The organism is Bacillus sp. EA-CB0995, from assembly GCF_055814245.1.
In genome coordinates this window covers 3,308,299-3,323,278 of record NZ_CP169269.1, presented here as the reverse complement: position 1 = coordinate 3,323,278, position 14,980 = coordinate 3,308,299, and the positions used below count along the sequence as shown (strand labels likewise).

The 14,980-nt window shown below is 37.0% G+C and carries 16 protein-coding genes and 2 pseudogenes; all 18 read left to right on the top strand.

The annotated features are described in order from the left end of the window. Positions 1–12: 12 nt before the first annotated feature. The 18 genes and pseudogenes from ACEWFJ_RS17170 (at position 13) to aroH (ending at position 14,975) form a co-directional block, all read left to right on the top strand. Complete coding sequence (locus ACEWFJ_RS17170) at positions 13–612, top strand: YphA family membrane protein (RefSeq protein WP_473689327.1); 600 nt, start codon at positions 13–15, stop codon at positions 610–612. A gap of 3 nt (positions 613–615) precedes the next feature. After that, a complete protein-coding gene (locus ACEWFJ_RS17165; protein WP_473689325.1) occupies positions 616–1,509 on the top strand; it encodes a YIEGIA family protein in 894 nt (297 codons plus the stop codon). Continuing rightward, the gene (locus ACEWFJ_RS17160) at positions 1,506–1,694 is read left to right on the top strand and encodes a capping complex subunit for YIEGIA (RefSeq protein ID WP_098309420.1); all 189 of its coding nucleotides are present in this window, start codon (positions 1,506–1,508) and stop codon (positions 1,692–1,694) included. The genes ACEWFJ_RS17165 and ACEWFJ_RS17160 overlap by 4 nt, the downstream gene beginning before the upstream one ends. Positions 1,695–1,814: 120 nt before the next feature. Continuing rightward, a complete protein-coding gene (der, locus tag ACEWFJ_RS17155; RefSeq protein ID WP_230574010.1) occupies positions 1,815–3,125 on the top strand; it encodes a ribosome biogenesis GTPase Der in 1,311 nt (436 codons plus the stop codon). 18 nt (positions 3,126–3,143) lie between these two features. Next, a complete protein-coding gene (locus tag ACEWFJ_RS17150; RefSeq protein ID WP_473689324.1) occupies positions 3,144–4,166 on the top strand; it encodes an NAD(P)H-dependent glycerol-3-phosphate dehydrogenase in 1,023 nt (340 codons plus the stop codon). Positions 4,167–4,282: 116 nt separating this feature from the next. After that, positions 4,283–4,534, top strand: coding sequence for a stage VI sporulation protein F (locus tag ACEWFJ_RS17145; protein ID WP_230574012.1), 252 nt, complete (start codon positions 4,283–4,285; stop codon positions 4,532–4,534). A gap of 277 nt (positions 4,535–4,811) precedes the next feature. Continuing rightward, the gene (locus tag ACEWFJ_RS17140) at positions 4,812–5,015 is read left to right on the top strand and encodes a DUF2768 domain-containing protein (protein WP_098309416.1); all 204 of its coding nucleotides are present in this window, start codon (positions 4,812–4,814) and stop codon (positions 5,013–5,015) included. A 21-nt stretch (positions 5,016–5,036) separates the two neighbouring features. Further along, the gene (locus ACEWFJ_RS17135; RefSeq protein WP_473689323.1) at positions 5,037–5,756 is read left to right on the top strand and encodes a hypothetical protein; all 720 of its coding nucleotides are present in this window, start codon (positions 5,037–5,039) and stop codon (positions 5,754–5,756) included. Positions 5,757–5,937: 181 nt separating this feature from the next. Beyond that, a pseudogene (gene spoIVA, locus ACEWFJ_RS17130) lies at positions 5,938–7,415 on the top strand (stage IV sporulation protein A). Positions 7,416–7,703: 288 nt separating this feature from the next. Further along, positions 7,704–7,976 (top strand): HU family DNA-binding protein, encoded by a 273-nt coding sequence (locus ACEWFJ_RS17125; protein WP_001043860.1) that lies wholly within the window; start codon positions 7,704–7,706, stop codon positions 7,974–7,976. Between the two features lie 122 nt (positions 7,977–8,098). After that, positions 8,099–8,668, top strand: a complete 570-nt coding sequence (gene folE, locus ACEWFJ_RS17120; RefSeq protein WP_098309413.1) for a GTP cyclohydrolase I FolE — start codon at positions 8,099–8,101, stop codon at positions 8,666–8,668. 319 nt (positions 8,669–8,987) lie between these two features. Further along, positions 8,988–9,730: pseudogene (locus tag ACEWFJ_RS17115) on the top strand (heptaprenyl diphosphate synthase component 1). Between the two features lie 37 nt (positions 9,731–9,767). Next, positions 9,768–10,475: a demethylmenaquinone methyltransferase gene (locus ACEWFJ_RS17110; RefSeq protein WP_473689321.1), complete on the top strand. Its 708-nt coding sequence runs from the start codon at positions 9,768–9,770 to the stop codon at positions 10,473–10,475. Between the two features lie 178 nt (positions 10,476–10,653). Beyond that, a complete protein-coding gene (gene hepT / locus ACEWFJ_RS17105; RefSeq protein ID WP_098309410.1) occupies positions 10,654–11,616 on the top strand; it encodes a heptaprenyl diphosphate synthase component II in 963 nt (320 codons plus the stop codon). Positions 11,617–11,738: 122 nt separating this feature from the next. Continuing rightward, positions 11,739–12,185, top strand: a complete 447-nt coding sequence (gene ndk / locus ACEWFJ_RS17100; protein ID WP_154709044.1) for a nucleoside-diphosphate kinase — start codon at positions 11,739–11,741, stop codon at positions 12,183–12,185. A 167-nt stretch (positions 12,186–12,352) separates the two neighbouring features. After that, complete coding sequence (aroC, locus tag ACEWFJ_RS17095) at positions 12,353–13,525, top strand: chorismate synthase (protein WP_429709331.1); 1,173 nt, start codon at positions 12,353–12,355, stop codon at positions 13,523–13,525. Next, entirely contained in the window at positions 13,525–14,616 is a 1,092-nt protein-coding gene (gene aroB, locus ACEWFJ_RS17090; RefSeq protein ID WP_473689320.1) for a 3-dehydroquinate synthase, read from the top strand. The genes aroC and aroB overlap by 1 nt, the downstream gene beginning before the upstream one ends. Next, on the top strand, positions 14,613–14,975 hold the full coding sequence (gene aroH, locus ACEWFJ_RS17085) for a chorismate mutase (RefSeq protein ID WP_473689319.1): 363 nt from the start codon (positions 14,613–14,615) through the stop codon (positions 14,973–14,975). Before aroB ends, aroH begins: the two co-directional genes overlap by 4 nt. Positions 14,976–14,980 lie beyond the last annotated feature (5 nt).

Here is a 14,980-nt window from a genome sequence, read left to right as displayed (position 1 = left end):
GGAGGTGATAACGTGGAAGGAAGTTATTTTTATTTTTTAGCGTGGATGGGATGGATTGTTGCAACATTTTTTTTGAAAAAAGATATGTTTAGACTTTGTATTAGTGCTGCCATTTTATTATTTATTAGTTGTTCGCAAACAGTGATTTCAATTTCTTCTCTCACAATCTCAGTAAATGCTCTTTTGCTGGGTGGAATTTCATTTGTTGGAATTGCAGTATATGCAGTATGGAAAAAAATCTATACTTTACTTTGTGCGCTTATAATCGCAATGCTATATACAAGTTTTTCTTTAATAGAATTATACGATCCGATTTGGATTGTCATAAATCGTACATGGATGCTGAGTGGTATTCTCGTTTATACATCTATTTTATTGCATCGAGACCGTCTATTACGTATATGGGGATTATATGTAGGGGCTTTGCAAGGTGAGTTGTTTGTAGCTTTTGTCTTAAAGAGCTTCAATTTTCCGTATCAACTGGGAAGCTTGCAGTTTTTTAATATGATTGCTGTGTCCACAATGTTCTTTAGTCTTCTATATAGCGTTGGGAAAATAATGACATACACAGGGCAATTTAAGCAAAAACAAGTGAAGGAGGGGCAAGGGTAGTTTATGAACTCATATACATCGGCCATTTTACTTGGAGTAATTGTTGGGACAGTTACACGAATTTTAATGCTTCAAACTGATACAAGGCAGTATCCAACTCGCTTGCATGGCAAGATTATTCATATTGCAATGGGAATTACTGCGTCTGCTCTTGGGGCGGTTGCGATTCCATCAATTTTGAAGAAAGATTTTTCCGCTATTACATTTCTCACATTAGCGGCATCGCAGTTTCGTGATGTGCGTAATATGGAGCGTAATACATTGCAGCAATTAGACGGATATGAGCTTGTCCCGCGGGGGAATACATATATTGAAGGAATTGCACTTGTGTTTGAGAGCCGTAACTATTTAGCGATGTTAACATCTTTTGTAACCAGCTTTGCGTATTTAGGGTTTAAATCTTGGTATGCCGGTATTTTTGCTGGAATAATAAGTTTCTTTGTTTCGAAAATGTTAATGTCCGGTAAACGACTGCGTGATCTTGTTGAAATTGAACATGTGCCACCACATTTTGAAGGCGCTGGTCTTTATATAGATAATATTTATATTATGAATATTGGTTTACCAGCGAGACAAAAAGAAATTATGAAGTATGGCATGGGGTTTATTTTGAAACCGAAGTCTATTGATGCACGAATAACATTAGCGAATTTAGGTCAAAGACAAGCCATTTTACATGAAGTGTCTGTTTCGCTTGGTGTTTATCGAGATTCTGGAACACCAGCACTTGTACCGCTTGCAAAACGAGATTTAAATGATGGAAGAATAGGCGTGTTTGTTTTGCCGCAAGATCAAGATGTGAAGAAAGCTATTCAAGTCATTGGAAATGTTCCGACGTTAGAAAGTGCTGTTCATATGGCTTCTGAGGCTCCTAACGGAAGGGGAGATAAAGGGTGATATTAGAAAAATGTATTCTTGCTGTCATTACAACAATTCCAGAAAAATTCGCTGGCGGTGCTCCATTATTTGTATGTGAGACAGTGGAAGAAATGGAATTTGTTGCTAATAATTTAGAGGCGATTTTAGATGGAATTGCACACCGCTTACAAGAGAACCTATATATTATTGTGAAACATTCTTGAAATGTGCTATAATATGAGATGTTTTGATATAAAGAGAAATATTCTGGAATGCAAATCCCTTCTTGCACAAAGAAGGGTTTTTTACATAATAACAGAAGCAAATAGAAAGGATGAAAGTATATGCCAAAACCGGTAGTGGCAATAGTAGGACGCCCAAACGTTGGAAAATCTACTATTTTCAATAGAATTGTTGGGGAAAGAGTGTCGATTGTAGAAGATATTCCTGGTGTAACACGAGATCGTATTTATAGTGCAGGAGAATGGTTAAATCATGAGTTTAACGTTATTGATACAGGTGGAATTGATATTGGAGACGAGCCATTTTTGACACAAATTCGTCAACAAGCAGAAGTTGCGATTGATGAAGCTGATGTTATTATTTTTATGACGAATGGTCGCGACGGTGTAACAGCTGCGGATGAAGAGGTTGCAAAGATTTTATATCGTTCTAAAAAGCCGGTTGTATTAGCGGTCAACAAAATAGATAACCCAGAGATGCGCAGCGATATTTATGATTTTTATGCGTTAGGATTTGGAGAGCCATTTCCGATTTCTGGTACACATGGTTTAGGGCTAGGGGACTTATTAGATGAAGCCGCAAAACATTTCCCGAAAATTGAAGAAGAAGCATACGATGATGAAACAATTAAATTCTGTTTAATTGGTCGTCCGAATGTTGGGAAATCATCAATGGTAAATGCATTGCTTGGTCAAGAGCGTGTAATCGTTAGTAATGTAGCAGGTACAACTCGTGATGCAGTTGATACTCCGTACAGTAAAGATGGACAAGATTACGTTATCATTGATACTGCAGGAATGCGTAAAAAAGGAAAAGTATATGAAAGTACTGAAAAATATAGTGTACTTCGCGCGCTTCGAGCAATTGAACGCTCTGACGTTGTTTTAGTTGTTTTAGATGGTGAAGAAGGAATTATTGAACAAGATAAAAAAATCGCTGGATATGCGCATGATTCAGGTCGTGCTGTTATTATCGTTGTAAATAAATGGGATGCGGTTGAAAAAGATGAGAAAACGATGAAGGAATTCGAAGAGAATATTCGTGCTCACTTCCAATTTTTAGATTATGCACCAATCGTATTTTTATCTGCAAAAACGAGAAAACGTACACATACATTGCTTCCTGTTATTAATGAGGTAAATGCAAGTCATAGTATTCGTGTACAAACAAACGTATTAAACGACGTAATTATGGATGCTGTTGCAATGAATCCAACACCAACACATAATGGACAACGTTTGAAAATCTTCTACGCAACACAAGTCGCGGTGAAACCACCGACATTTGTTGTATTCGTAAATGATCCAGAGTTACTGCACTTCTCATATGAGCGTTTCTTGAAAAATCGTCTGCGTGATGCGTTTGGTTTCGTAGGAACGCCGATTAAAGTTATTGCAAGAGCACGAGACTAATGGAGAGGGTGTGATTTTATGAAAAAAATCACAGTAGTAGGAGCAGGTAGCTGGGGAACGGCGTTAGCAATGGTATTAGCTGACAACGGCCATGATGTACGTCTTTGGGGAAACCGAGTAGAACTCATGAATGAAATTAATGAAAAACATGAAAATAGTCGTTATCTACCGGGGATTACATTGCCAGCCAGTATCGTTGCCTATTCTTCCTTAGAAGAAGCATTAGCAGGGGTAGATACAGTACTTCTCGTTGTACCTACAAAAGCATACAGAGAAGTATTGCAAAATATGAAAGAACTTGTTTCGCAGCCAATTACATGGATTCATGCGAGTAAAGGAATTGAACCAGGAACTTCAAAGCGTATTTCGGAAGTGATTGAAGAAGAAATTCCGGCACATCTCATTCGAGATGTTGTTGTCTTATCGGGACCGAGTCATGCAGAAGAAGTTGGATTGCGTCAAGCTACAACAGTTACAACAGCTGCAAAGCGTATGGAAGCAGCAGAAGAAGTTCAGGACTTATTTATGAATAGTTATTTTCGTGTATATACAAACCCAGATATTGTTGGAGTTGAACTTGGCGGAGCGTTAAAAAATATTATTGCCCTTGCTGCTGGTATTACTGATGGACTTGGTTTAGGTGATAATGCAAAGGCGGCACTTATGACGCGTGGTTTAACAGAAATTGCTCGTTTGGGTCGTAAAATGGGTGGTAATCCCTTAACGTTTGCTGGCTTGACAGGTATGGGAGATTTAATTGTAACGTGTACGAGTGTCCATAGCCGAAATTGGCGTGCTGGTAACTTGCTTGGTAAAGGTTGCTCGTTAAACGAAGTGTTAGATAATATGGGGATGGTTGTTGAAGGTGTGCGGACAACAAAAGCTGCACATGAGATGGCAAAAAAAATGAATGTAGAAATGCCAATTACAGCTGTCTTATATGATGTATTATTTAATGAGAAAAATGTAAAAGATGCTGTAGGAACGCTGATGGGGCGTGTGCGTAAACACGAAGTAGAAGAAATTCCAGATTTGTTGTAAGAAAAGCTGTACAAGTGTAAAGATACATTTGTACAGCTTTTTCTTATTTTGGGTCTTTTCACCATTCTTTTTTTCTGCATACGATGAAGTGTAGATTACAAGAGAGGGTGAACAAGGTGGATAATAATTTATTCAACAATATTGAAAAGCAATCGAAAGTAAATAAAGATGATATTTTTAAATTAGCTTCTTCTGTCCAAAATGCAAATTTGCGAGATGAGCAAGTGTTACGTCAGTTAATTCATCAAGTTGCAACGATGGCAGGAAGAGATGTATCAAAAGAGAAAGAAGATCAAATTGTAAATGCGATTATTAATAATAACATGCCAACCGATTTTAGCTCATTAAGTAAAATGTTTAAAAAATAAAGTACGAGAAACCATTGTTATATATATTGCATACGATATGATGAAGGAATGAATATGAGCTGTTTGTGGGAGTATTTGGTCAACCGAAGCGAAGAAGTCTCGTTCGCTTCGGTTTTTTATTGGTTTCATTATATGTGAATGTATACCGTTAGTCCTTCAGTAGTGAAGTTTCGTCTTATTTTCAGTTTGAATGGAATAAATAGATTGTTTCTATTTGTTTAAAAGTTATAATTTGTTAAAATAGTAGGAAAATATACTAAAATAAAGGGGTGTATATATGTCTGTTGGACTTATAAAGATGTGGTTTTCTTTGGGAGCGATGGCTCTCATGTTTATTGCTGTTATTTTCATTTTGTTAAGTCGCCATAAAATAAAGAATACGTTTTTGAAAGGGTTTACAGCTTTGTTTGCATATGCATGTATGATTGTATCTGGACTTATTATTTTTCTTGTTGTATTTAGTGGGCCAATTGAACAATAGAAACTAAAGGACGGAGTTCTGATGAAGAAAACACTAATAATTTTCGTATTGTGTTGCACCAGCATGCTATCTGGGTGTCTATATCCGAAAGAAAAGGTACAACAAAATGTAGTACCATATGAAGATCAATTACAAGCGGTGCAAACAGCAGTTAATACATATAGAGAACAAAATGGTAATATATTGCCTATTAAAACACGCGATATGAATACACCAATCTATCAAAAATATCCAATTGATTTTCAAAAGATTACGCCTGGGCTTATGCAAGAACCACCTGGAAATGCTTTTGAAAGCGGAGGCATTTATCAGTATGTATTAGTTGATGTAGAAACAAATCCAACTGTGAAATTAATTGATGTTCGAACGGCTGAACAGATTCAAAATTTAAAGTTGAAACTACAAATCTATCGTGATGAGCATAAATATCCACCGTTTAAAAAAATAATTACAGATGGTGTGTATGAGCTTGATTATAAAAAAATGGGATATAAAGAAATTCCTCAAGTGGAAAGTCCATATTCTGGTAAAAACCTACCTTTTGTTATTGATGAGAAAGGTGAAGTATATATTGATTATCGCGTTGACTTATACGACATGCTACAAAAATATGGTGATGAAGTGAAAGAAGGAGAAGATATTCGCCAGTTGCTTGTGAAACATACTCCATTTGTACCGGTGTATTCCTTACCGTATACAGTAAAGAACAAAGAACCAATTTTTTTAAGTGATAAGTCATGAACCTTTCTTCTAACGAATAAGTTCTAGAAGAAGGTTTTTTTACTTCTTGAAACATTTGCATCGTATACAAAAAGTTCTTTTTAAATAGTCATATGAAATTGGGACAAAATCATATGCTGTACAGTCCAAACTACAAGAATAATCATGATTTATTCCCAAAAATGTTGAGGGAGGGAATCACTTGGAAAAGGTTGATATTTTTAAAGATATCGCTGAGCGTACAGGCGGTGATATTTATCTAGGGGTTGTAGGAGCTGTTCGAACGGGAAAATCTACTTTTATTAAGAAGTTTATGGAGCTAGTCGTTATTCCTAATATTGAAAACGATTCGGATCGTCAGCGCGCACAAGACGAATTGCCGCAAAGTGCAGCAGGACGTACAATAATGACAACAGAGCCCAAATTTGTTCCAAACCAAGCGGTTTCTATCCATGTTGATGATGGACTCGATGTGAATATCCGCTTAGTAGATTGTGTAGGTTATACTGTCCCAGGAGCGAAAGGATATGAAGACGAAAATGGACCACGTATGATTAATACACCATGGTATGAAGAACCGATTCCATTTCATGAAGCAGCGGAAATTGGGACACGGAAAGTAATTCAAGAACATTCTACAATCGGTGTAGTTATTACAACCGATGGAACAATTGGAGAAATCCCCGCCGTGATTACATTGAAGCGGAAGGCCGGGTCGTAAATGAATTAAAAGAAGTAGGAAAACCTTTCATTATGATTATTAATACAGTACAGCCATATCATCCTGATACAGAACAACTTCGTCAAAGTTTAGTAGAAGAATATGATATTCCAGTGTTAGCAATGAGCGTAGAAGGGTTAAGAGAAGGGGATGTATATAATGTACTGCGCGAGGCACTATACGAGTTCCCGGTTTTAGAAGTGAATGTAAATCTTCCGAGTTGGGTAATGGTGTTAAATGACAACCACTGGCTTCGTCAAAGCTATCAAGAGGCTGTCCAAGAAACAGTAAAAGATATTAAGCGTCTTCGTGATGTTGACCGCGTTGTATGGCAATTTAGTCAATATGAATTTATTGATCGTGCAAGTCTTGCAGGAATTGATATGGGGCAAGGTGTTGCTGAGATAGACTTATATGCACCAGATGAATTGTACGATCAAATTTTAAAAGAAGTGGTAGGCGTTGAAATTCGTGGTAGAGATCATTTATTAAAGTTAATGCTTGATTTTGCTCATGCGAAAACGGAATATGATCAAGTTGCAGATGCACTAAAAATGGTAAAACAAACAGGATACGGTGTTGCAGCACCGGCACTAGCAGATATGAGCTTAGATGAGCCGGAAATTATTCGACATGGATCGCGCTTTGGTGTGAAATTAAAAGCTGTTGCCCCATCTATTCATATGATTAAGGTTGATGTGGAATCAACATTTGAACCAATTATTGGAACAGAAAAGCAAAGTGAAGAGCTTGTTCGTTATTTAATGCAAGATTTTGAAGATGACCCACTTTCAATTTGGAATTCGGACATTTTTGGGCGATCACTTAGCTCTATCGTTCGAGAAGGGATTCAGGCAAAATTATCATTAATGCCAGAAAATGCTCGTTATAAATTAAAAGAAACGCTAGAACGAATTATAAATGAAGGATCTGGCGGCTTAATAGCAATTATTTTATAATTGAAAGACTCCTTATTGGGGAGTCTTTTTTTGTTTTTCATAGAAAAACAAAATGTCATTATCTAATACTTTATAGTTGATTGTCAAGTTTCATCAGTTTTTCACATTTTCGTGGCAACATTTTCTTTAAAAATATTGAATTATAAAGGAGAATCGTATAATATAGGCCTTGATAATGATTTTATCTACATCTTTGTAGTATAGAATTTGTGAAAATTGCCTACAAATGAAGGTAAGACTCATTTTATGATCATTATACAGTCGTATCTTTGGGAGGAGGTGAATGGCATGAACAAGACAGATTTAATCAATGCTGTTGCAGAAGCAAGTTCCCTTTCTAAAAAGGACGCAACAAAAGCAGTTGACGCTGTTTTTGATTCCATCTTAGAAGCTTTAAAGCAAGGTGATAAAGTACAACTTATCGGATTTGGTAACTTCGAAGTTCGTGAGCGTGCGGCTCGTAAAGGACGCAACCCACAAACTGGTGAGGAAATTGAAATCGCGGCAAGCAAAGTACCTGCATTCAAACCTGGTAAAGCGCTAAAAGATGCGGTTAAATAATCCTTACATATTACGGGGAAGAAGAGTTTCCTTATCGGAAACTCTTCTTTTTGCTTTTAAAAACATATATATGCTAGAATGTGTTCGTAGTATTTTTAGGTTTTATTCGGGAGGGCAAGCGGATGGCAAATGTAAACTTAGAACAGATCGAACATGCAGTACGTCTTATTTTAGAAGCAATTGGGGACGATCCAAATCGTGAGGGAGTATTAGATACACCAAAACGTGTTGCGAAGATGTATGCAGAAGTATTTTCTGGTATGCATGAAGATCCAAAAGAACATTTACATAAAGTGTTTGGTGAAGATCATGAAGAACTTGTATTGGTAAAAGATATTCCGTTCTTTTCTATGTGTGAGCATCATCTCGTTCCGTTTTATGGCGTTGCTCATGTTGCATATATTCCACGAGGTGGAAAAGTAACAGGGTTAAGTAAATTGGCACGTACAGTAGATACAGTTGCGCGTCGACCACAATTACAAGAACGAATTACATCAACAGTAGCAGATTCTATTATGGAAGTGTTGGAGCCGCATGGTGTAATGGTTGTTGTAGAAGCAGAGCATATGTGCATGACAATGCGCGGTGTGAAAAAACCTGGTGCAAAAACTGTAACAACTGCAGTGCGTGGTGTGTTAGAAACAGACGCACCAGCACGTGCGGAGATTCTATCTTTTATTAAGACGAATTAGTAGGAAAGCAGGAAACTGCTTTTCTTTTTTTATCCTGCTATTCGTGGGCAGTAAGACTCCTCATCTCAAGATTCAGAGAGAAGCGAGGAAGATAGGTGGAGGATAACTGCTGGCATGTGCCCGATTGGTTCAACTAACCATCAGTTGGGGATGAAAAAAACTACTGATGGAAGTTTCACTTTATGCCAATCTAACGGCCAGGATAAGGGTAAATAAAGATCAATTCTTACTTTGTTTCGTTTCGTCAAGTTTTCTTTATAGAAAAATGAATGAATGTGTTATAATAAGTTTTATGAATTAGAAAACAAGGGTGATTTTTGTGGGTAACATCTACGGAGGGTTTACGGATATAAAGGAGCAGCTATATAAAAAACTACGCCATCCTTATTTTATAAAATACATTGAAGAACCAGTTGTTGATGAAAAAAATTAGCGTTCTTATATTCCATTTTAAAAAGTGCAAACTTACATAGAGAGCAAATTGAACATTACGTAGTAACCATTATGCTTGTACAAATTGCTTTAGATACACATGAGAAAGTATCAAATAAAGAGGAGACGGATGGGTCTCATAAGCGGCGCCAACTAACAGTATTAGCAGGGGATTATTATAGTGGGCTATATTATTATTTACTTTCAATGAATCATGATATCGTATTGATTCGTGCGTTGGCAGAAGGTATTAAAGAGATTAATGAACACAAAATTATGTTATATCAGCAAACATATGAAACGATAGAAGAAATGTTAAGCAGTGTAGGAATAATTGAATCGGCTCTTTTACAAAAAACGTGTGATCATTTTCAAGTGAAACATGTAAAGTCAACAATTAACAATATATTTGCAATAGCTCGTTTGCAAACTGAGTATCAAATATTCTTGAAGAAAGAATCGTCGCCAGTATTTACGGCATTTCAAAAGATTTTATCTTCTGATGATAAAACGAAAGTGGAAAACGTATACAACGAATCGATAAAAAAGATACGAAGTCAAATTGATACTTTGATGCAAGATGATACAGGGATTGAAACATTTTTTTCCACATTAAAAGAGGCGACTTGAGTATTTTGAATTTTACAGTTGGAAGAAGGGTAAAGGCATGCAACAATCAAAAGAAGAAAGAGTACATGACGTATTTGAGAAGATATACAATAAATACGATGTAATGAATTCAGTTATTAGCTTTCAAAGACATAAAGCATGGCGCAAAGAAACGATGCAAATTATGGATGTTCAACCTAACAGCACAGCGCTTGATGTATGTTGTGGAACGGCTGACTGGACAATTGCGCTTGCTGATGCGGTCGGTTCAAATGGAAAAGTATATGGATTAGATTTTAGTAAAAATATGCTTTCGGTTGGAAAAGAGAAAGTGGAAGCTTTACAATTGGATCAAGTAGAATTAATTCATGGTAATGCCATGGAACTACCTTTTGAGGATAATACGTTTGATTATGTCACAATTGGATTTGGACTCCGAAATGTTCCGGATTATATGCAGGTGTTAAAAGAGATGACTCGTGTTGTAAAACCGGGTGGGAAGGTTATTTGCTTAGAAACATCGCAGCCGACAATGTTTGGAATTCGACAAGGTTATCTTTTATATTTTAAATACATTATGCCTTTATTCGGAAAGCTATTTGCTAAAAGTTTTAAAGAATATTCGTGGTTACAAGAATCAGCAAGCACATTTCCAGGAATGAAAGAATTGGCTCGTATGTTTGAAAAAGCTGGACTAGAACAAGTAAGAGTAAAGCCGTTTACTTTTGGAGTAGCAGCAATGCACTTAGGTTATAAGCCGGAATAAAGTGAAATTATCATTAGTAGGAACTGTTAATGGAAAGGTATCGCCAATCGGGCTCTAACAGGCGGTTCTCTCCTGCCTATCTCTATTTTTTGTTTCCTCATAATCTTGAGGTAGGAGTCTTACTTCCCGTTAAAGCGGGATAAAAATAGAAAAGAAGTTTTAGGTTAAGGTGAACGATATGAAGTTACAACTTATGTATTCTTTTTTACGATCGGATATTGATAAAATTGAGAAACAACTAAAAGTAGTTGTTGCTTCTGAGCAACAATTGCTTGAAGAAGCTGCGTTGCAACTGATTGAGGCCGGTGGAAAACGAATCCGACCTGTTTTCGTTCTGCTTGCGGGGAAATTTGGAGATTATAAGCTCGATGTAATTAAACATGTTGCCGTTGCATTAGAGCTTATTCATATGGCTTCTCTTGTGCATGATGATGTAATTGATGCTGCTCTTTTGAGAAGAGGGAGTGCGACTGTAAATGCAAACTGGGGTGATCGTATTGCAATGTATACAGGTGATTATTTATTTGCAAAGTCTCTAGAATGCATTACAAATTTAGAAAGTCCAGAAGTGCATAAAGCATTATCATATACAATTCTTGAAGTGTGCAAAGGAGAAATTGAACAAATTAAAGATAAGTATGATTTTGGACAAAATTTACGAACATATTTACGCCGTATTAAACGAAAAACAGCACTTTTAATTGCTGCGAGTTGTCAATTAGGGGCAATTGCATCTGGTGCATGTCGTGATACAGTCAATCGTTTGTTTTGGTATGGTTACTTTGTTGGTATGTCATATCAAATTATTGATGATATTTTAGATTTTGTGTCAACAGAAGAAAAGCTTGGAAAACCTGCGGGCGGAGATTTATTACAAGGTAATATTACACTTCCTGCTTTATATGCGATGGAAGATCCTAAACTTCGCGAGAGAATTGTTCAAGTTAATGAAAATACGCCTTCAAATGAAATGAAAGAAATTATTGAAGCGGTCAAAAATAGTAATGCAATTGATCAAGCCTTTGCATTTAGTGAAAGATATTTACATAAAGCATTAGAAGTTATTAAGCCGTTGCCTCGTGGACAGGCGAAACTGGCGTTGCAAAATGTTGCAAAATATATAGGGAAACGTAAATTTTAAATGTTTTTCGAGGAAAATAATAATCTCTCCATTTCAAAACTGTTGCACAATTTTGATAACGGTGATACTATGTGTTTGGGGATACACAATTACATACATAATATGAAGTGGAGAGATTTATTATGGAAAAAACGTTTTTAATGGTAAAACCAGATGGTGTACAGCGTGCAGTCATTGGGGAGATTGTTGCTAGATTTGAAAGAAAGGGTTTTCAATTAGTTGGTGCTAAGCTTATGCAAGTAACACCAGAGATTGCTGGACAGCATTATGCTGAACATAAAGAGAGACCTTTCTTCGGTGAATTAGTAGATTTCATTACATCTGGACCTGTTTTTGCAATGGTATGGCAAGGTGAAGGTGTTGTTGAGACAGCTCGTAACATGATGGGGAAAACAAGACCAAATGAAGCTGCACTTGGTACAATTCGCGGTGACTTCGGACTAACTGTTGCAAAAAACATTATTCACGGTTCAGATTCTCTTGAAAGTGCAGAACGTGAAATTGGTATTTTCTTTAACAAAGAAGAGCTAGTTGAGTATTCTAGATCAATGAATGAGTGGATTTACTAATTATTTCGAAATAATTTGTAAACGCTTTAAAAATAATGATTATAGTGAAAAAGCGCAAGAAAGGATGTCTGAATTCCTTCTTGCGCTTTTTTGTTTCATATTAGTTACGAATCAATAGAGGTTATGATATAGTGTTACATAAATACTGAAGTAAAGGGGAGTAACCGATGCGATATATAACAGCTGGTGAATCTCACGGACCACAACTAACGACAATATTAGAGGGGATTCCGGCAGGTTTACCTTTAGTAGCGGATGATATTAATACAGAATTAGCAAGAAGACAAAAAGGGCATGGCCGTGGACGCCGCATGCAAATTGAAAAAGATCAAGTTCAAATTTTAAGTGGTGTGCGTCATGGATATACAATTGGTGCACCAATTACGCTCGTTGTCGAAAATCGTGATTTTACACATTGGACAAAAATTATGGGAGCAGAGCCGTTAACAGAGGAAGAATCAAAAGAGATGAAACGACAAATTACACGACCTCGTCCAGGACATGCAGATTTAAATGGTGCGATTAAATATGGTCATCGCGATATGCGCAATGTATTAGAGCGTTCTTCAGCTAGAGAAACAACGGTTCGTGTAGCTGCTGGAGCTGTTGCAAAGCGCATTTTAGAAGAACTGGGTATAAAAGTAGCAGGGCATGTAATTGAAATTGGAGGAGTGAAAGCGGAGAAGCAGTCGTATAACTCTATTGAAGAGTTACAAACGATTACAGAGGCATCTCCTGTTCGTTGTTTAGATGAAGAAGCAGCGCAGAAAATGATGCAAGCAATTGATGATGCAAAAACAAACGGAGATTCTATCGGAGGGATCGTCGAAGTTGTTGTAGAGGGTATGCCAGTTGGTGTTGGAAGTTATGTGCATTATGATCGTAAATTAGACGCAAAACTTGCAGCTGCAATTATGAGTATTAATGCATTTAAAGGTGTGGAAATTGGGATTGGTTTTGAGGCAGCTCGTAAGCCAGGAAGTCTTGTTCATGACGAGATTTTATGGGATAAAGATAATGGATATACGAGACGTACAAACAATGCAGGTGGATTAGAGGGCGGTATGACGACAGGTATGCCAGTTGTTGTTCGCGGAGTCATGAAACCAATTCCAACTTTATATAAACCGCTGCAAAGTATTGATATTGATACGAAAGAAGCGTTTCAAGCAAGTATTGAGCGTTCTGATAGCTGTGCTGTACCAGCAGCAAGTGTTGTAGCGGAAGCTGTTGTAGCTTGGGAACTGGCTACAGCCGTGATTGAACAATTTGGGACGGATCGCATTGATTTAATTCGTGAAAATATTGAGAAATATAACGAATATGCGAGGGAATTTTGATGAGGACAATACAAATTCAAACAGGTTCCAAACAATATAATGTGTATGTTGGAGCCCAGGCATTGTTACAATTATCAAAGATTATAGAAAATATGAAACCAGCCGTTTCAAGTATTCTACTGATTTCTGATGAAACGGTAGCTTCATTTCATCTAGATGAAGTGAAAGATACTTTGCAATTAGAAAAAGATGTATTTTCATTTGTGATTCCGAGTGGTGAAAAGGAAAAATCGTTTGAAAATTATTATGCGGTTCAAACGTTTGCGCTTGAAAAAGGCTTAGATCGTCACTCACTTATTATTGCACTTGGCGGTGGAATGATTGGAGATTTAGCGGGATTTGTTGCAGCGACGTTTATGAGAGGTATTCGATTTGTACAGGTACCAACAACGTTACTTGCCCATGATAGTGCAGTTGGAGGTAAGGTTGCAATCAATCATCCACTTGGGAAAAATATGATTGGTGCATTTCATCAGCCAGAGGCAGTGATTTATCATACTCCGTTTTTAAATTCTCTTCCAGAAAAAGAATGGCGCTCTGGTTTTGCAGAAGTAATTAAACATTCGTTTATTGGGGATGTAAAATTATATCATTGGCTGCGTGAAGAAGTGAAAACATTGACTGATTTAAGAGATGATAAGTTAATTTATACACTGCAGTGCGCGATTCCAGTAAAAGCAAAAATTGTTGCAGAGGATGAAACCGAAAAAGGTGTTCGTGCTTACTTAAATTTTGGGCATACACTTGGACATGCTCTGGAAAAAGAGATGGGATATGGAAACATAACACATGGTGATGGTGTTGCAATCGGCATGTTATTTGCCATCTTTTTAAGTGAACAAATATATGAAAAAGACCTTCAATATAAGGAGATTAAACGGTGGTTTACTGCATATGGCTATCCGAGCATGCCAAGTAAACTTGATGTAAATCGTCTCGTTCAAGTGATGAAACAAGATAAAAAAGCGAATGGTGGAACAATTCGTATGGTCGTTATGCAGGAGATTGGGGTAGTGGATGTCGTATCTATTTCAGATGAGACCGTCCGAACGGCTTTAGAAGCATTTCAAAGAGAGGAGGAGTCTATTTGATTCGCGCGATTCGCGGCGCAACTACAGTCAATTGTAATGAAATAGAGGAAATATTGACTGCAACAGAGCGTTTAGTGAAAGAAATGGCAAGCAATAATAGCGTTTCTCCTGTTGATATTGTATCTGTATTAATTTCCACAACAGCAGATATAAATGCATGTTTTCCGGCAGCTGCATTAAGGCGTATTGAGGGTTGGTCTTATGTACCGGTCATGTGCATGCAAGAAATAGAAGTGCCAAATGCTCTTGAGAAATGTATTCGCGTTATGATGACGGTTATGACCAATAAACTACAGCATGAAATTCATCATATCTATTTAGAAAAAGCGGTGCAGCTAAGGCTCGATTTACAAAAATAATAGGG

What these genes read in the sequence shown, in the direction of transcription:
- aroC (WP_429709331.1), top strand. Translation starts at nt 12,353, where the DNA reads ATGCGATATATAACAGCTGGTGAATCTCACGGACCACAACTAACGACA.
- folE (WP_098309413.1), top strand. Translation starts at nt 8,099, where the DNA reads ATGGCAAATGTAAACTTAGAACAGATCGAACATGCAGTACGTCTTATT.
- ACEWFJ_RS17150 (WP_473689324.1), top strand. Translation starts at nt 3,144, where the DNA reads ATGAAAAAAATCACAGTAGTAGGAGCAGGTAGCTGGGGAACGGCGTTA.
- ndk (WP_154709044.1), top strand. Translation starts at nt 11,739, where the DNA reads ATGGAAAAAACGTTTTTAATGGTAAAACCAGATGGTGTACAGCGTGCA.
- ACEWFJ_RS17125 (WP_001043860.1), top strand. Translation starts at nt 7,704, where the DNA reads ATGAACAAGACAGATTTAATCAATGCTGTTGCAGAAGCAAGTTCCCTT.
- ACEWFJ_RS17140 (WP_098309416.1), top strand. Translation starts at nt 4,812, where the DNA reads ATGTCTGTTGGACTTATAAAGATGTGGTTTTCTTTGGGAGCGATGGCT.
- aroB (WP_473689320.1), top strand. Translation starts at nt 13,525, where the DNA reads ATGAGGACAATACAAATTCAAACAGGTTCCAAACAATATAATGTGTAT.
- ACEWFJ_RS17110 (WP_473689321.1), top strand. Translation starts at nt 9,768, where the DNA reads ATGCAACAATCAAAAGAAGAAAGAGTACATGACGTATTTGAGAAGATA.
- ACEWFJ_RS17165 (WP_473689325.1), top strand. Translation starts at nt 616, where the DNA reads ATGAACTCATATACATCGGCCATTTTACTTGGAGTAATTGTTGGGACA.
- ACEWFJ_RS17135 (WP_473689323.1), top strand. Translation starts at nt 5,037, where the DNA reads ATGAAGAAAACACTAATAATTTTCGTATTGTGTTGCACCAGCATGCTA.
- hepT (WP_098309410.1), top strand. Translation starts at nt 10,654, where the DNA reads ATGAAGTTACAACTTATGTATTCTTTTTTACGATCGGATATTGATAAA.
- der (WP_230574010.1), top strand. Translation starts at nt 1,815, where the DNA reads ATGCCAAAACCGGTAGTGGCAATAGTAGGACGCCCAAACGTTGGAAAA.